Here is a 17094-nt window from a genome sequence, read left to right as displayed (position 1 = left end):
GATCGCTGCGATCAATGATTGTTGTTCCTAAAGCGCGTCGCTCGGAAATGGTTCCGGTTGCTTTGCTCCGGTATCCATTTCCGTTGACGACCCCATTCCTATCGAAACAATGCTTCTGCCGCAGCGCGGCTATCGCCCTTCTTGAGGCGTTCTGTCTTCAATCGCTCTATTTCGGATTGCAGCAGCGCTATACGCTGGTCGATCTCGATGACCGAAAGCAGCGATAGCTCCTCTTCGCTTAGCGCCACGCTGTTGCGGGGCTTTACCACATCCTCATCGAAACCGCTCATAGCCGTCCTCCGTGGTCAATGATGGCTCAGAAAAGATTTAACACCTTGAATCGTCGCATATATATTTGAGAAAATCGATGACGATTTCCCTAACGTGACGTCTTGCATCCGCCGTGCGGCATTTCTGCGACGATGCGTAGGGCCAGAAATCTGAATGGAGTTTTGAATATGATGGCCGACTTGCCTTCCCAGATGACTGCTATCGAAATCTCCGAACCGGGCGGAGCCCATATGCTACGACCTGTTCAGCGCTCGGTGCCTGAACCCAAGGAAGGTGAAATTCTGGTGCGGGTACGCGCCGCCGGGGTTAACCGACCGGACGTCCTGCAGCGACAGGGACAATATGCGCCGCCACCCGGCGCATCGGATATTCCGGGACTGGAGATTGCCGGTGACATTGTTGCCGTGGGCAGCGACGTCAAGCGGTTCAAGACCGGCGATCAGGTGGTCGCACTGCTGGCGGGCGGCGGCTACGCTGAATATGCCGTCGCGCATGAAACCAACGCACTGCCCTTGCCTGCCGGCTATGGCTACATCGAAGCGGCGGCGATCCCTGAAACTTTCTTCACCGTCTGGCACAATGTGTTCGAGCGCGGCGGGCTGAGGAAGGGCGAGGTTTTTCTGGTTCACGGCGGCTCGTCCGGTATTGGCACGACGGCTATCCAGCTTGCAAAGGCATTTGGTGCGACCGTCATTGCAACGGCGGGCTCGAAAGAAAAATGCGAAGCGTGCCTGAAACTCGGAGCAGATCGCGCCGTCAATTACGGGCAAGAGGATTTTGTCGAGGTCGTAAAGGAAGTGACCAGGGGCAAAGGCGCCAATGTGATTCTCGATATGGTCGGCGGCGATTATGTTGACCGCAATTACAAGGCTGCAGCCGAGGATGGCCGCATCGTGCAGATTGCTTTTCTCAACGGTGCGAAAGCCACGGCCAATTTCGCAATATTGATGAGCAAGCGTCTGACCCATACCGGCTCCACGCTGCGTCCGCGACCAGTTGACTTCAAGGCTGGCATTGCGCGGGAACTGGAGACAAAAGTCTGGCCGCTTCTGGCGCAACGACGCGTCGCGCCGGTGATGGACATGATCTTTTCGCTGAAAGATGCCTGGCGTGCGCATGAACGCATGGAGGAGGGCAGGCATATTGGCAAGATTGTGCTCGATATCGCTTAAGCTTCAGAGCCATTCTTGCTCTGGCGATAAAAAAACGATATATAGGCCGTGATTTCCCGGAAATTGTGGTTTTGCCCACGTCCCGCGCCACCGGAGCGGACGAACAGAAGGATTATATCTAATGGCCACCCAGCTTCTTATGCCGAAGGCAACGGCCGTTTGGCTTGTCGATAATACGGCTCTGTCTTTTGACCAGATTGCCGCTTTCTGCAAGCTGCACCCGCTGGAAGTGAAGGCTATTGCCGACGGTGAAGCCTCTCAGGGCATCAAGGGTCTGGACCCGGTCATCACGGGTCAGATTTCGCGTGAAGAGATCGCGAAGGGCGAAAAAGACCCATACTATCGCCTGAAGCTTTCTGAACCGAAGGTTCGCGTTCCGGAAGCCAAGCGCAAGGGCCCGCGTTACACGCCGCTTTCCAAGCGTCAGGATCGTCCGAATGCGATTCTCTGGCTGGTTCGCAATCACCCTGAGCTGAAAGATGCGCAGATTTCCCGCCTGATTGGTACGACCAAGTCGACCATCGAACAGATTCGCAATCGTTCGCACTGGAACTCGGCAAATCTGACGGCGATGGACCCGGTTACGCTTGGCCTCTGCTCGCAGATCGATCTCGACATCGAAGTCGAACGCGCCTCGCGCAACCGTCCGGCGACACCGGAATCGGATAGCACCTTGCTGCCAGCTTCTGCGACCGAGAATTTCGATTATCGTGACGAGCAGCCTGCAGAAGAAGAGCTCGACGCAGACAAGGTCTTTGCCAAGCTCTCTTCGCTCAAGAGCTCGACCCCGGATGAAGACGAAGAAGAATAGTCGGGACGGGAAATCGTTTTACCGAACTGCCAAAAAGCCCGGCTTCATCAGCTGGGCTTTTTTGTTGGCTCAAGCTGCTTTCTCACTTGCGGGAACAGGCGTCGTGGCAATCCAGTGCTTTCAGCACATCGGCATAGCAGTTGGCCACCCTCTCAAGCGCTTCGATCGAAAGCGTGTCGGCGGCGTAGAGCGCCAAGGGTTCCGTGTGGGCTGGCAGTGCTGGAATTTGCCACTCTATGCACCGGTGCGAACAGGTCAATCATCACGAACATTTTCTGCCGTCACTACAATTATGAGCGGCGTTGCTCAGATCGCAATGCTTTCTTTTCGAGATATGCCCTGATCCCAAAATCTGCGCGATTTAAAAGAATATAATAATATACTTAGACATTATACAAGTATAACTAAAATATAATAGAGCTTATACGTCTTGTTAAGGCATTGACTGCTAGCATATTTTGATGAAATAACGAAATTATTTTAAAAATAGTGGCCTTGATTCCACCTTTTATTACGAGATGGAAAATGATGTTTCACTATAATGTTGATTAGAGATGTCTTTTTTGCGCGTTGCAACGCGCTTTTGCCAAGGGGCCTTACGGCATGAACGACTGCTGCTTTGCTGGAAAATTCCGCGACGAGAACACCCAGACCCGCGTTTCTCGGGAAGGTCGGATCGAGATGTCGATGCGTGGAATTGAACGTGCTCCTTGGGCGCGCGCTTTTACCTTGGGGCAGGCGAGCGGAGCTGTCGAAGGCAGGCTAGAGCGTGGCGGCAGTCTTTTGGCGCAGGTGGCGCTGGTGCTGGCGCTCTCTGTTTCCGGTCTGGCGCTAAGCAGTCATCGGGCGGCAGCGACGGACTATACGGCTACACAGACGAACAAGAATCTGGCTGCTGGTGATAGGATTACCGTTACGAATGCCGATGGCGTGGCTGTCAACGACGGTAATACTTACACACTGGCAGGAAATAATACCATTACTATTAATAGCCCAGGGAAAAGCGGAATTTATGTAACAGGAGCGGGGTCCACTGTTAAAGCAATTGGCACAACTATAACGGGGAGTGGGTACGGTGTAACGATTGCGAGTGCTGGAACCGGAAACCTGTCCAATATCAACGTTACTGTATCGGGTGGTAACGGCGTTCAGGTGCGTGATGCCAATTCCGTACTTGATTTGACGGGGGCTAATACACTCATAACCGCGACGGGTGGTGATGGGGTTCTGGTCACCACTACCAAGAACGCAACTATTGGCGATGGTGTCACGATTACAGCCAAATCCGATAGCAAAAGAGGTGTCGCTGTAGAGAGTGGCGGGCTGCTCACAATCGGTAGCGCGAATGTTTCGGCGGAAGGCGCGAACGGCATTGGCCTTAGTGCCAGTGGTACGGGCAGTTCAATCATTGCCACCGGTACAACTATTGTTGCAAGCGGCGCGGGCGGCGTTGGCCTTAGCGCTAGCGGGAAGGGCAGTTCAATCACTGCTACCGGTACAACCATAACAGCGAATGGAGGCGGTGTATTAATTGCGAGTGCTGGAGCTGGCAATTTGTCCAATGTCAACGTTACCACGTCGGGTGGGTATGGTGTCTGGGTTCAGGATGCCGGGTCCGTACTTGATTTGACGGGCGCGAATACGCGCATAACCGCGACGGGTGGTGATGGGGTTCGCATCGTTGCCGCCACCAGTGCGACGATTGGCGATGGCGTCACGATCACGGCTAAATCCGATGACAAAAGAGGTGTTGTTGTAAGCGGCGGTGGGCAGCTGACAATCGGTAGTGCGAATGTCTCGACGGAAGGCATGAACGGCTTTGGCCTTTATGCGACTGGAGCGGGCAGCTCAATTACGGCCACCGGAACGCGTGTTGAAACGAAGGCGACAGGGGCAGGCAGAGCGCAGGGTGTTGTGGCGCAATCTGGCGCCAGCATTACTCTCAAAAACGTGAGTATCTCGACTGTGTCCGGCAATGGACACGGTGTCTGGGTCAAGGATGCTGGTTCAAGCGTTACGATGGACGCGTCGACTTCAATATCCACGACCGGAGCGTCCGCTTATGGTATTCTCGTTGAGGCCGGCGCCACCGAAACATTCACGGGCGGAAGCAGTACGACTGCTCTGCCCGGAACCATGTCGATTTTGGGCGATAACGCGACTGCATTCGGGACGTATGGCGCCGGTGCAAAAATTACGTTTGACGGAATAGATTTTGCCACCGCGTCCAACATTACGCTTGGAACGAACGCATGGACGGTGATTGCCGGTAGTTCTGGAGTGGTTGAATTCAAAGGCAACACCGCTGCAGCAAATACCAGGCTTTTAGCTCAAGGTTCAGGTTCGCTTTTATTCACTGGAGCGGCGACGGCGGCCGGTGCCCGGGTCAAGACTGACGGAGCCGGTAGTGCGTTTGATATAAGCGGCAGTACGCGTACTACCGATTTTTCGATAGGCTCGCTGGAAGGAACAAGCGGCAAGGTCGTCTTGGGCGCAAGTATGCTCACGATCGACGGTTCTGCGTCGACAAGTTACGGCGGTATTATTTCCGGCACAGGTGGATTGACCCGCGCCGGCACTGGCACGATCACGCTGACGGGAGCAAATACCTATTCAGGCGGAACGACTTTAAAGGGTGGTGTTCTCTCCGTTGCTGCCGACTCTGCCCTCGGGGCGACGACAGGTGGGCTGACGTTCAATGGTGGCACGCTTCAGATTACGGGAACGACTTACACCTCAACGAGCCGCGCGATCACGTGGGGTGCGGGTGGCGGCACGTTCGATGTGAGCACAGCGGGCAATACTTTCACTGTTGCCCAGAATCTTGGCGCGGGCGGTGCTCTGACCAAGATTGGTGCTGGCACATTGGTTCTGTCTGGAACCAATCAATATACGGGTGGCACGAATATCAATGGCGGCACGCTGGTTGCCGGTTCGAATGGCAATCTTGGCGCCACCTCTGGCGGTCTGAACCTCAACGGCGGCACGCTGCGTCTTTCGTCTGCCTTCGACAATGCGCGCGCCGTGACGCTTGGCGCAGGCGGCGGCACGATCGAAACGGTCACTGGCAGCAGCATTTTTTCAGGCGCCATCAGTGGCGCGGGTGCGCTGACCAAGACGGGCGCGGGCACGATGATTCTGACCGGCGCCGACAGCGCGACGGGGCCGACGACGGTTGCAGCAGGCGTGTTGCAGATCGGCAATGGCAGCACAACGGGTTCGATTGTAAGCAATATAGCCAATAGTGGTTCGGTGGTTTTCAATCGTTCCAATGACTTGGCTTATGCTGGCGTCATCAGCGGTGGCGGTAGTCTCACCAAGTTGGGTGCCGGAACGCTGACGCTTACGGGCGACAGCACCTATACGGGCGCAACAACGATTTCCGCCGGAACCCTGCAAGTCGGCAATGGCGGTACGACTGGCTGGCTTGCCAGCAACGCGGTCACGAACAACGGTGCATTGAACTTTAACCGCAGCGACAACAAGACCTATTCCGGTAGCATCAGCGGTACTGGCTCGGTGGTCAAGAGTGGAACCGGTACGCTCATTCTCGACGGTACGAATAGCTATTCCGGCGGGACGACCATCAGCGGTGGCACACTGCAGGTCGCCAGCGATGCCAAGCTTGGTGCGACAACGGGCAACGTGACACTGGATGGCGGCACACTCAGCCTTGCAGGTACGATCACGTCCGGGCGTGCATTCAGTATTACCAACAAGAACGGCACAATCGATACGGGCACTGATGCGGATACGCTCAGTGGTGTTGTAAGCGGCGCAGGCAAGCTGACCAAAACGGGTAGCGGAACGCTGGTTCTGACGGGCGCCAATACTTACAGTGGTGGCACGACAATTTCCGCAGGTACATTGCAGCTCGGTAGCGGGGCGGCTGCTGGATCGATTACGGGAAATGTTGTCAACAACGCAACGCTGGCGTTCAACCGCAGTGACTCAAGTACATTCTCAGGAGTGGTCAGTGGTTCCGGTGTACTGAAACAAAGCGGCACTGGTACTACGATTCTGACTGGTGCAAACACCTATACCGGCAATACTGTGATTGAGCGTGGTGTGCTGCAGGTTGGTAACGGCGCAGCTACCGGCGCCATATCTGGTAGTGTCACCAACAGCGGCACTCTGGCGTTCAATCGTTCCGATTCCTACACGTACTCTGGCACAATCACCGGCACAGGTTCGTTGAAGCAAATTGGTACGGGCACGCTCATTCTGACGGGTGATAGCACCTATACTGGTCTTACGACGATTGACAGCGGTACGCTTCAGCTGGGCGCCGGCGGCACCAGCGGAAAACTCAACAGCGATATTGTAAACAATGCGGCGCTTATCGTGGACCGTTCGGACGATCTTTCTTATGACAAGAAGATCAGTGGCTCGGGTACATTTGAAAAACGCGGTGCGGGCAAGCTGACAGTCACCGGCAACAATGATTATGCAGGTACGACCACCATCTCGGCAGGTACGCTTCAGATCGGCAATGGCGGCGGCACTGGCTCTATCAACGGCGATATCGTCAACAACAGTAAATTGATTGTCGATCGCAGCAATAATATTGATTTCACCCATGTTCTCAGCGGCACTGGTACGCTGGAAAAGCAGGGCACGGGCAGCCTCACTGTAAGCGGAGACAACTCGGCCTTCTCCGGTGCCACGACGGTGAGCGCGGGGGGGCTTGTCGTCGACGGGAAGCTTGGTACCGGAACTGTTACGGTTGCGAGCGGTGCATCGCTTAGCGGTAATGGTAGTGAAGGTACTATCGGCGGCGATACGACGATCAACAGCGGTGGCATACTTATAGGAGCACAAGGTTCAACGCTTAACTTCGGAAGCAACCTGACGCTTGCTTCGGGAGGTGTGCTGAATGTGTCCTACGGTGCATTCGATGCCAGTGCGGGTACGCTGTTCAACGTTAGTGGCAATCTGAACTTAAACAACAATACAGTGAATATCAGTTCTCTCGGTGGTTTTGGCCCGGGTCAGTACAACCTGTTCCATTTTGGCGGAACGGTTTCTGGTACATTGCAAGTAGGCACTCTTCCACAAGGTGTAGTTGCTGGAGATATTGATCTCCATAGCGATGGCAATGATTTCTATCTCACAAATCATCAGGGAATGGTTCTCGGATATTGGGATGGTTCTGTAACCAGCTCTGGTTCATCGGTGACGGGGGGCGACGGTACCTGGGACGCGGCGACAACAAACTGGACAGATGTAGATGGCGGTCTGCATGCAAGTTGGGTTGCTACTCAATATGCGATGTTTAGCGGCCAAGCCGGTACGGTTACGGTTAGCGGTCCGGTTACTACTGCAGGTATGAATTTTTATACTGATGGTTATATAATTAACGGGGATCCACTGACGCTAGCAAGTGGTTCTACAGATGCGCCTATCATACGTGTGGGTGATGCCGGATCGTCAGACTTCTCGGCTACCATTAACGCGGTACTATCCGGTACAGACGGTATGGAAAAAACCGATCTTGGTACCCTGATACTCACTGCAGCCAATGATTACACGGGCCAGACCACCGTTCAGGCTGGTACGCTTCAGCTTGGGGACGGCGGAACGACCGGCAGCGTCACCGGCGGCATCACGTTGGGAAAATCAGATGAGGAATATATTCCAGTTCTGGCGATCGATCGTTCCGACAATTTCACGCTGGGCAACATAATTGATGGTCGCGGAACGCTGGTTCAGAAGGGCACTGGCGCGACGACGCTTGCCGGAGCCAATAGCTATAGTGGCGGCACGGATATTCTGGGCGGCAGCCTGATCGTTGCTGCCGACAATAATCTTGGCAATGTTGCAGGCGTCGTCGATATCGATGGCGGTGCACTTCAGTTTGCTGCTGATCTGTCATCGACGCGAGGTTATTCGATTGGCGCCTCTGGCGGTACCATCGATACAGGCACTTACAACGATACGATTACAGGTGTCATTGATGGCACCGGGCAATTCAACAAGTCGGGCACGGGAACGCTTGTTCTGGGCGGTGACAATACGTTCACCGGCAATTTGCATGTGAATGCTGGCACCTTGCAGATCAGCGACAATAGCAATCTGGGAAATCCCACGAGCCATTTGTATGTCAAGGATGCGACGTTGCAGTTTGGTGATGCTTTCATCATGACGCATGACCTGACGCTTGACGGCACCGGGGCGACAATTGATACGAATGGGAATGACAATTCGATTTCAGGCGTGATCGACGGAGGCAACCTTACCAAGACAGGTTCCGGCACACTTACCCTGACCGGTATCAACACCTATACCGGCGATACCGAAATTGACGCAGGTACGCTGGCGGTTTTTGAGGATGCGAACTTCGGCGCGGACACTAGCCACAGCATTATCATCGGTGATGCGACCCTGCGTCTGGATGAAAGTTTTGATACCACGCGTGGCATCAAACTCACCAATGCCAATAGCACGATTGATGTTTTTGATGATGGCGTCAACACACTCACCGGCAAGCTGACCGGAACCGGTGCGTTGAACAAGGCTGGAACGGGTACCCTGGTTCTTAGCGGAACAAATGACTATCAAGGTGGAACCGATATCAAGGCGGGTATCCTGCAGATTTCGGACGATACCAATCTTGGTATAGCTACGGGAGCCGTCACGATTGACGGTGAAGCCGAACTGCAGTTCAGCCAGGGCGTGACGAGCGCCAGAGGCATTACGCTGGGAACGACGGGTTCCACTATTGATACCATGGCAGGTACCAGCACACTGAGCGGTGTCGTCGGTGGTGGTGAATTGCACAAGTCCGGCGTGGGTACACTCGTTCTTGCAGGGACCAATACCTACAAAGGCACGTTCCTTGACGGCGGTGTCGTTCAGATCAGCAAAGATGAAAATCTTGGTGTAACCAGCGGTGCGGTCACTTTCAACGGTGGAACACTACAGTTGTCCGCTGATGTCACGACTGCAAGAGCCATGACAATCAACGATGCGGGAGGTCTGATCGACACCCAGGGCAATACGGGCACACTTGGTGGTATTCTCTCCGGCACTGGCGAATTGACGAAAGACGGCACTGGAACACTGGTTTTGACAAATGCCGGCAATTCCTACAGCGGCAATACCTTCATCAAGGAGGGTACGCTTCGTCTCAGCGGTGCTGGCTGGATAACAGGTGATGTGACCAATGATGGTACTCTCGAATTTAGCAGCAGTGCAGATCAGGAGTTTACCGGGGTCATTTCCGGAACGGGGTCGGTCGTTCAATCGGGAACGGGTACCACCATCACCCTTTCCGGTCAAAACGCCTATAGTGGCGGCACCTCGATCACGGCTGGAACACTTGCTATCAGCGAAGACGACAATCTGGGCACCGGTGCGCTAAGTATCGCCAACGGTGCGACCCTTAAGCTGACAAATTCTTTTGCGTTCAGCCACGCTGTTACTCTCAATGGTGGTGGTGTTGTCGACACCGGAACGAACAGCAACACGCTTGCTGCTGTTGTATCCGGTACCGGTGGTCTGACGAAGACAGGTAGCGGCTTGCTTACGCTGTCGGGGACCAACACCTATGCTGGCGGCACGACGATCAACGGCGGTATTCTGCAGATCAGTGCCGATGCCAATCTTGGCGAGGCGAGTGGTTCCGTCACCATGGCTGGTGGCACCACGCTTGAGTTGGCAAATGGCGTTACAATGGACCGCACCTTCACGCTGAACGGGGATGCGACGATCCAGACTGATGAGGGAACATCGACGATCAGCAAGGTGATCAGCGGTGATGGCGGTCTCACGAAAGCTGGTGAAGGCGCGCTCGTACTCGAAGGTGTCAACACCTATAAGGGCGGTACGTCTATAAATGACGGTGTGCTGCAGGTCGGCAGCGATGACAATCTGGGAGCTTCGACAGGCAACCTCTCCTTCAATGGCGGCGAGCTCCAGATCACTGGCAGCGATTTCAAGTCGAACCGTGAGATTGCGCTTCAGGCCGCGGGCGGCACAATCGACACCTTGATGAACAGTCCAGAACTGGCGGGCGATATTACCGGTACGGGCGGACTGACTAAAATTGGCCTAGGCAAGCTTACGCTTTCGGGAACCAATACCTATAGTGGCGGAACGTCCATTGAGCAGGGAATACTGCAGATCGGCAGCGATGACGGTTTGCGCGGGAGTCTGACGGGCAATATCGAGAACAATGGCACTCTGATCTTCAACCGGGACACACTGACCTATGGAGGTGATATCGCCGGAAGCGGAAAACTGGAGCAGACTGGTGCAGGCACGACGATTCTGACAGGTTCTGCGGTTATCGACGGCGGTACGACCATCGATAGTGGTGGAAAGTTACAGATCGGTGATGGAACGAATAATGGTTCTCTCGCAGGCGATGTGTTGAACGATGGCACGCTCGCTTTTGATGCTGCTGCAGATACTAACATTAATTTTGATGATGTCTTAAGCGGTAGCGGCATTCTGGAGCAGAACGGGCCGGGATCGTCGACGTTCACGGCTGATAGCAGTGCCTTCGAAGGAACAACGAATGTCACCGCAGGAAGTCTCTATGTGAATGGCACCCTTGGCAGCGCAGCATCATCAATGAGTGTGGCAGCCGGTGGAACCCTTGGTGGTAGCGGCACAATCGGAGGCAATACCACGGTTGCCGGAATGCTGAAGGGCCAGGATGGCGCGACACTGACCTTCGGTGGTAGCCTGACTATGCAGGCAGGCAGCACGATACAGGTTGCTTACGGAGCTCCGAACAGCACAGGTCTGTTTAATGTTCAAGGTGCGCTGAGCTTCCAAGGCAGTACCGTGAATATTCAGGATTTTGGCGGTTTCGGCCCCGGAGCCTATCGCCTGTTTGATTATCAGGGCACAGCTACCGGAACCGATCCCGCAAACTTGAAGATAGGTACCGTACCGGGCGGCCAATCATCTGATGCCTATATTGTCTATGATGATGTTAACAAGCAAATAAACATTATGAACTCTGCTGGTGTTGTTCTGAATACCTGGAAGGGTGGCGACGGCACTTGGAACCAGACTGATCCGAGCTGGCATGACTCAAACGATCTAGGCATTACAGGTCTCTGGAACAACTATGAGTTTGCTCTCTTTAACGGGCCGGCTGGAACAGTAGCCGTTGATACGGGTATTCAAGCGTCCGGTATGGCGTTCCAAGCGGACGGATATAGTCTGACCGGTAACAATCCCATCACACTGGCTCATGACCCAAACACTCCCTCAACTGATAAACCCATCATTCGTGTAGGGGATACAACCGATGCCGGGAAGGCCATGACGGCCACGATCGCAGCGCCGATTGCTGGTACGGAAGGCCTGCAGAAAACCGATTATGGCACTCTGGTTCTAACAGGTGCCAACACCTATACTGGTGGAACGGATGTTCTGCAGGGTTCGCTTGAACTCGGCGACGGCGGCACGATCAATGAAGCTGATGGAATTTCCGTCGATGCCCAAGGGCCGCAGATAGCAACGTTCGCTATTAACAAAACTGGAACATTTACCTTCGGTGGCGTGATCTCAGGGGCCGGTCAGTTTGCGCAGAAGGGTACCGGCGAAACGATCCTCACTGGGAACAACACTTACAGCGGCGGCACATCGATCACGGCCGGAACGCTTTCAGTAAGCAACGAGAACAACCTCGGCAATGTTAGCGGTCAGGTTAGTATTGACGGTGGGACTCTCAAATACAGTCAAGGCTTTGCCAGTGCCCGCGCCTTTGCTCTCGGAGCAGGCAACGGTACGATCGAAACGGATGACACGGTCAATGACACGATTGTTGACGGCGTTGTCTCAGGTAATGGCGGCCTGACGAAGAGCGGAGCTGGAACACTGGTTCTGGCCAAGGACAACACTTATGTTGGCGATACAACAATAGCTGGCGGCACGCTCCAGCTTGGTAATGGCGGGACAACCGGAAAAATCCTGGGCAATGTCAATACCGGTGCAGATGCAAACAATAACGGCGCGCTTGTCTTCGACATGTCGAGCAATCCGGTCTTTGCGGGAACGATCAGTGGTTTCGGCAATGTCGAACAGTCCGGCAGTGACGCGCTGACATTGAAGGGCACCAACACCTATAGCGGTGGCACCACAATCAACAGCGGAACGCTGGCTGTTTCGGCTGACGCCAATATGGGCGACACAAGCGGTTCTCTGACAATCAAGAATGGCACGTTGCAGAATACCGCGCAGTTCACGATGGACCGTGATGTGGTTGTTGGCGATGCCGGAGCGACATTCCAGAACGATGCCGACCTGACATTGGCTGGCAATATGACCGGAACCACGGATTGGTCGAAGGATGGAAGCGGCAAGCTGATCATCAACGGTGACGCAAGTGCCGCTACCGGGACCGCGTCTGTCAACAACGGCTATCTGCAGGTCGACAATGAACTGGGCGGCAATGTAAATCTCGTCAACAGCACAGCCGGAGTTGGCGGTGCTGGCAAGATCGACGGCAATGTCGATGTGGCAAGCGGAACTCTCTACGGTAAAGGCGGGCAGACGCTGACTATCGGAGGTGATCTGACCCTCGCCGCTAATAGCACAACCAGCGTCCAGTGGGGCAGCGTGTCCCAGCAGGCTGCTTTCCATGTGGATGGCAGTCTGACGATGGATGGTACCCTCAATGTGGTCGATACTGGCGGTTTCGGTCCAGGGACCTACAAACTGTTCACCTATGATGGCACACTGACGGATGATGGCCTTTCGTTCGGTACCGTACCGGGAGGACAGGCGGCGAAGGACCGTATGTCGGTCGTGACCGCCTATACCGGCTCAGTCTATATCGTGAACGCCTATGGCGCAAAGGTTCAGTACTGGAACGGGGAAGGGACTATCGCCGATATCGAAAGTGGTAACATTGTCGGAGGTGATGGTACCTGGAGCGCGACCAATAAAAACTGGTCCGACGATAAGGCCAGTGTGCTTGCGCCTTTCGATGATGGCTCATTCGCTTTCTTCGGTGGCAAAAAGGGTAATGTCACTGTCGATGACACTGCTGGACAGGTTAATGCGGCCGGTATGCGCTTCGTTGTCGATGGTTATGTGATTAATGGCGGCTCTCTCAACCTGACGAGCACGACGGGAGCGCCGATCATTGCGGTTGGCGATGGAACCGTCGATGGCGCCGCGATGACTGCAACCATCGGGTCCGTGCTTACCGGCAACCAGGGTCTCGATAAAACCGAACTCGGCAAACTAGTCCTTACCGGACAGAACACCTATACCGGCGGAACAACCGTCAGCAACGGTGTGCTCCAGCTTGGTGACGGAACCAACTCGGGTGACATAAAAGGTGACGTGACAGTTGCCAATGATGTTAACGGAGAGGGAACGTTATCCTTCAAGCAGGGGGGTGACTACAATTTCGCCGGAAATATTGCCGGCGGTGGCAAGGTCACTCAGGACGGTGCGAATACAATTCTGACGTTGAGCGGAAACAACAGCTTCAGCGGCGGGCTGACGGTCAACAGCGGTACCGTAAAGGCGGGCAGTGACAATGCTTTCGGCACCGGGGTCCTGACTGTCGGGGATAATGGCAAAGTAGATCTCGGAAGTACCAGCAACACGGTTGGCGGTCTCAGTGGGGCCGGAACGGTCAACATTGGCTCAGGAACCTTCACCGTCAATGAAGCTGCGGACTCGACCTATAGCGGCGTATTGTCCGGCACTGGCAGCTTCACCAAATCCGGTGCGGCTGACCTGACGCTCACTGGTTCCAACCAGTATACCGGTGCAACGCTTGTCAAGCAGGGGACGCTGGCGCAGGGAAGCCAAGGTGCATTCAGTTCGGCATCGGCCTATACGACGACGCGCAACGGGACGCTGGATATTGGCGGGTACGATACGACTGTGGCCTCCCTCGACAATGGTGGCACTGTTACTCTGAGTGACATGACAGCCGGAACCACTTTAACGGTAGCTGGTAACTACACCGGCTCCAATGGCACCCTCGTCATCAACACGGTGCTTGGTGACGACAACTCCAAGACCGACAGATTGAAGGTTGCTGGTGACACCTCAGGCACTACCAATCTGCAAGTAGTTAATCGTGGTGGGCTTGGTGGCCAGACGGTCAACGGTATCGAAGTTGTCGATGTTGCCGGGCAGTCCAATGGTACCTTTTCGCTTGTCAGCGATTACACAACCAAGGATAACAAGAAGGCTATCTGGGCTGGCGCCTATGCCTATACACTGCAGCAAGGATCGGGCAGCGGTAACAAGGATGGTAACTGGTATCTCGTGAGCCGTTATGGTGATACGGAACCAAACAACCCAGACAACAATGGTCCCCGTTATGGCGCTGGCGTGCCGGTCTATCAGGGGTACGGCCAGAACATGCAGGCCTTGAACAAGTTGCCGACCTTGCAGGAACGTGTGGGCAACCGGTACTGGACGGGCGAGAATGGCGACGGCCAGACGAACGGCGCCATGGTCGACGGAAATGGCATCTGGGCGCGTATCGAAGGAGCGCATAACCGGCTTGAACCGCAAAGCGTCACCGGCATGAAGCAGGACATCAATACCTTCATCATGCAGGCAGGCGTTGACGGTCAGTTCTACGAGGATGACAACGGAAAACTGGTTGCTGGCATCACCGGGCAGTACGGTACGGCCCATGGCAATACCAGCTCGTTCTTCGGTGACGGCTATACCGACACGCGTGCCTGGAGCCTTGGTGCAACAGCGACCTGGTATGGCAACAATGGCTTCTATGTAGACACGCAGGGCCAGCTTACCTGGTTCGATAATGACCTGTCTTCCGATGACATGAATTCGGCACTGGCTACCGGCGCGAAGGCCTTCGGTTATGCCATGAGTGTGGAAGCAGGCCAGCGTGTCGCCATCGATGATCATTGGTCGCTGACGCCGCAGGCGCAGCTGATGTGGTCGTCGCTGGATGCGGACGCTTTCCAGGACATTATGGGTAACCGGGTTGGTCTCGACAATTCCAACAGCCTGACGGCGCGTCTTGGCCTTGCTGCAAACTACCGCAACGACTGGACGGGTGAAGACGGCCTCATGGTCAACACTTCGGTCTATGGTGTCGCCAATCTTTACCAGTCCTTCCTTGGCGGAATGCGGATCAACGTGGCCGGTGTTGATATCGACACCGACAACGACAAGACTTGGGCAGGCATCGGTGCCGGTGGCACCTATGCCTGGGCGGACCAGAAATACGCCGTCTATGGTGAGGGCTCGATCAACACCTCACTCAATCACTTCGCTGACAGCTATGCTCTTAAGGCAACCGTCGGCTTCAAGTTGAAGTGGTAAGACCCAGGCCTGGGCTATGAGCTCTGCAATCTGAGGCTCCCGAAACTCCAATGGAGGACCGGGAGCCTCACTTTGAATGCGAGAAAGGAAAGACCGATGGCGGCCTTTGTTGACGCGGGTGGTGACCTTGTCCGGTCCGGGCCGTTCATCGATCTGAGGTGGCGGCCTGGTACGCGCCTGACCATATCCAAGATTTGTACTGCGGGCATTTGCCCCTCTGGTCGAGGATATTTCTGGACAGTTGCCTACGCCGAAAGCTCCGCTGTGGTTCGCAGGCATCAGCACGGCCGGCATCGTTAGCATCGTGTAGCCACGCGGCGACTGTGTTGAGAGCGTGATCATCGCAACGGACAAGGCTGCGCGGGGCCGCGGATTGATTTCCATACTTGAATACAACACCAGCCAGTCAGGATAAAACCATGACCGATATTGAACACCTTCATCAATTGATTCTGAACCTTGCAGCGCGTCTGCAAGCAACCGAGGCGATAGCCAATGCGGCGATCTCCATGGTTTGCGCCATAGATGAAAAGAAGGGTGGCGCCCGGGAAAAGTTCCTCAAGGAAACCTTTCCGCTTCTTCTGCTGAATGCCGCTAATGCGCCGTCTCAAGCGACGAAGCCGGAACTGGACCAATGGCTGCGCCAGCGTGAGCAGGACTTCCTCAACGAGGATTTAAGCAAGATCACGGCCCAGATTGAGCAACTGCGCGGACAAACGAAAGCTACCGTCAATTAGAGCGTATTCCGAAAAGTGTGAAGCGGCTTTCGGACAAGATGCGCTTTAAAACAAACAAAGCGTCGATCTGAATCGATCAAATCGAAACGCGCCCTAACGCATTCGCCAGTCGCATGGAACTTCCACCATCGTCTGTAGGCGATGAAAACGATCAAGTGTCCCTGGCATTCATTACAGGGGCGCATCAAAACAATATTTTCACAAAGGCATTTCTATGAACTATCGTTATTCGTTCCTCTCCGCCGCCGCATTCTTGGCTCTCACGGCAACAGCTTCCGCAGCGCCGTTACCCGGAGGCGCCAGCACCCTCACAGAAACCTATCAGGACTGGTCCATCTCCTGCCAGGCGCAGAAAGAGAGCACAAACTGCATCATGAACCAGATGCAGAACTCCTCCCAGACTGGCCAGCGTGTCCTGACGGTCGAACTGCGCAATGTCGCTGGCGGCAAGGTTGAAGGCGTGCTTTTGATGCCGTTTGGGTTGAATCTGGCGAAGGGCGCCACATTGAAGATCGACGAGGGAGAAGCACCCGCGCTCACCTTCTCGACCTGCCTGCCGCAGGGTTGTCTGGCGCCACTTTCTTTCGATGCCAAGCAAGTCGGTAAGCTCAAGACGGCAGCCAATCTCAATATCACTGCTACCGCACTTGAACCCAGCCAGCCAGTTGCTTTCAAGGTCTCGCTCAAAGGTTTTGGAAGCGCTCTTGATCGCATTGCCGCTCTGACGAAATAAGCCGGGTTCAAAAATTCCTCTCTAAAGCGTGTCGCATTTATTCGGCCTCATACCCAGCAGCCT

The 17094-nt window shown here is 54.9% G+C and carries 7 protein-coding genes; 6 read left to right on the top strand and 1 reads right to left on the bottom strand.

Going from position 1 to position 17094, the window contains the following annotated elements; genetic code table 11:
• Window positions 1-98: 98 nt before the first annotated feature.
• On the bottom strand, window positions 99-290 hold the full coding sequence (locus tag CES86_RS08935; RefSeq protein ID WP_010661417.1) for a DUF1192 family protein: 192 nt from the start codon (window positions 288-290) through the stop codon (window positions 99-101).
• Between the two features lie 168 nt (window positions 291-458).
• Here CES86_RS08935 and CES86_RS08930 point away from each other — a divergent pair, with 168 nt between their 5' ends.
• From CES86_RS08930 to CES86_RS08910, 6 genes are all read left to right on the top strand, one after another.
• Window positions 459-1463 carry an NAD(P)H-quinone oxidoreductase gene (locus CES86_RS08930; RefSeq protein WP_094514190.1) on the top strand — a complete coding sequence of 335 codons (1005 nt, stop codon included), beginning with the start codon at window positions 459-461 and terminating at the stop codon, window positions 1461-1463.
• A 121-nt stretch (window positions 1464-1584) separates the two neighbouring features.
• Window positions 1585-2274, top strand: a complete 690-nt coding sequence (locus CES86_RS08925; RefSeq protein ID WP_012091312.1) for a DUF1013 domain-containing protein — start codon at window positions 1585-1587, stop codon at window positions 2272-2274.
• On the top strand, window positions 2255-2617 hold the full coding sequence (locus CES86_RS27140) for a hypothetical protein (RefSeq protein ID WP_125335374.1): 363 nt from the start codon (window positions 2255-2257) through the stop codon (window positions 2615-2617). The genes CES86_RS08925 and CES86_RS27140 overlap by 20 nt, the downstream gene beginning before the upstream one ends.
• A 260-nt stretch (window positions 2618-2877) precedes the next feature.
• Window positions 2878-15561, top strand: coding sequence for an autotransporter-associated beta strand repeat-containing protein (locus CES86_RS08920; RefSeq protein WP_094514188.1), 12684 nt, complete (start codon window positions 2878-2880; stop codon window positions 15559-15561).
• A gap of 419 nt (window positions 15562-15980) precedes the next feature.
• A complete protein-coding gene (locus CES86_RS08915) occupies window positions 15981-16298 on the top strand; it encodes a hypothetical protein (RefSeq protein ID WP_010661413.1) in 318 nt (105 codons plus the stop codon).
• A gap of 214 nt (window positions 16299-16512) precedes the next feature.
• Window positions 16513-17031: an invasion associated locus B family protein gene (locus CES86_RS08910; protein WP_012091314.1), complete on the top strand. Its 519-nt coding sequence runs from the start codon at window positions 16513-16515 to the stop codon at window positions 17029-17031.
• Window positions 17032-17094 lie beyond the last annotated feature (63 nt).

This window comes from Brucella lupini, from assembly GCF_002252535.1.
GTDB lineage: Bacteria > Pseudomonadota > Alphaproteobacteria > Rhizobiales > Rhizobiaceae > Brucella > Brucella anthropi.
This window is presented reverse-complemented; position numbering and strand designations above follow the sequence as displayed.

Bases quoted from the DNA above. Each gene is read 5' to 3' on its own strand.
- CES86_RS08935 (WP_010661417.1), bottom strand. From the start codon at position 290: ATGAGCGGTTTCGATGAGGATGTGGTAAAGCCCCGCAACAGCGTGGCG.
- CES86_RS27140 (WP_125335374.1), top strand. From the start codon at position 2,255: ATGAAGACGAAGAAGAATAGTCGGGACGGGAAATCGTTTTACCGAACT.
- CES86_RS08930 (WP_094514190.1), top strand. From the start codon at position 459: ATGATGGCCGACTTGCCTTCCCAGATGACTGCTATCGAAATCTCCGAA.
- CES86_RS08920 (WP_094514188.1), top strand. From the start codon at position 2,878: ATGAACGACTGCTGCTTTGCTGGAAAATTCCGCGACGAGAACACCCAG.
- CES86_RS08915 (WP_010661413.1), top strand. From the start codon at position 15,981: ATGACCGATATTGAACACCTTCATCAATTGATTCTGAACCTTGCAGCG.
- CES86_RS08925 (WP_012091312.1), top strand. From the start codon at position 1,585: ATGGCCACCCAGCTTCTTATGCCGAAGGCAACGGCCGTTTGGCTTGTC.
- CES86_RS08910 (WP_012091314.1), top strand. From the start codon at position 16,513: ATGAACTATCGTTATTCGTTCCTCTCCGCCGCCGCATTCTTGGCTCTC.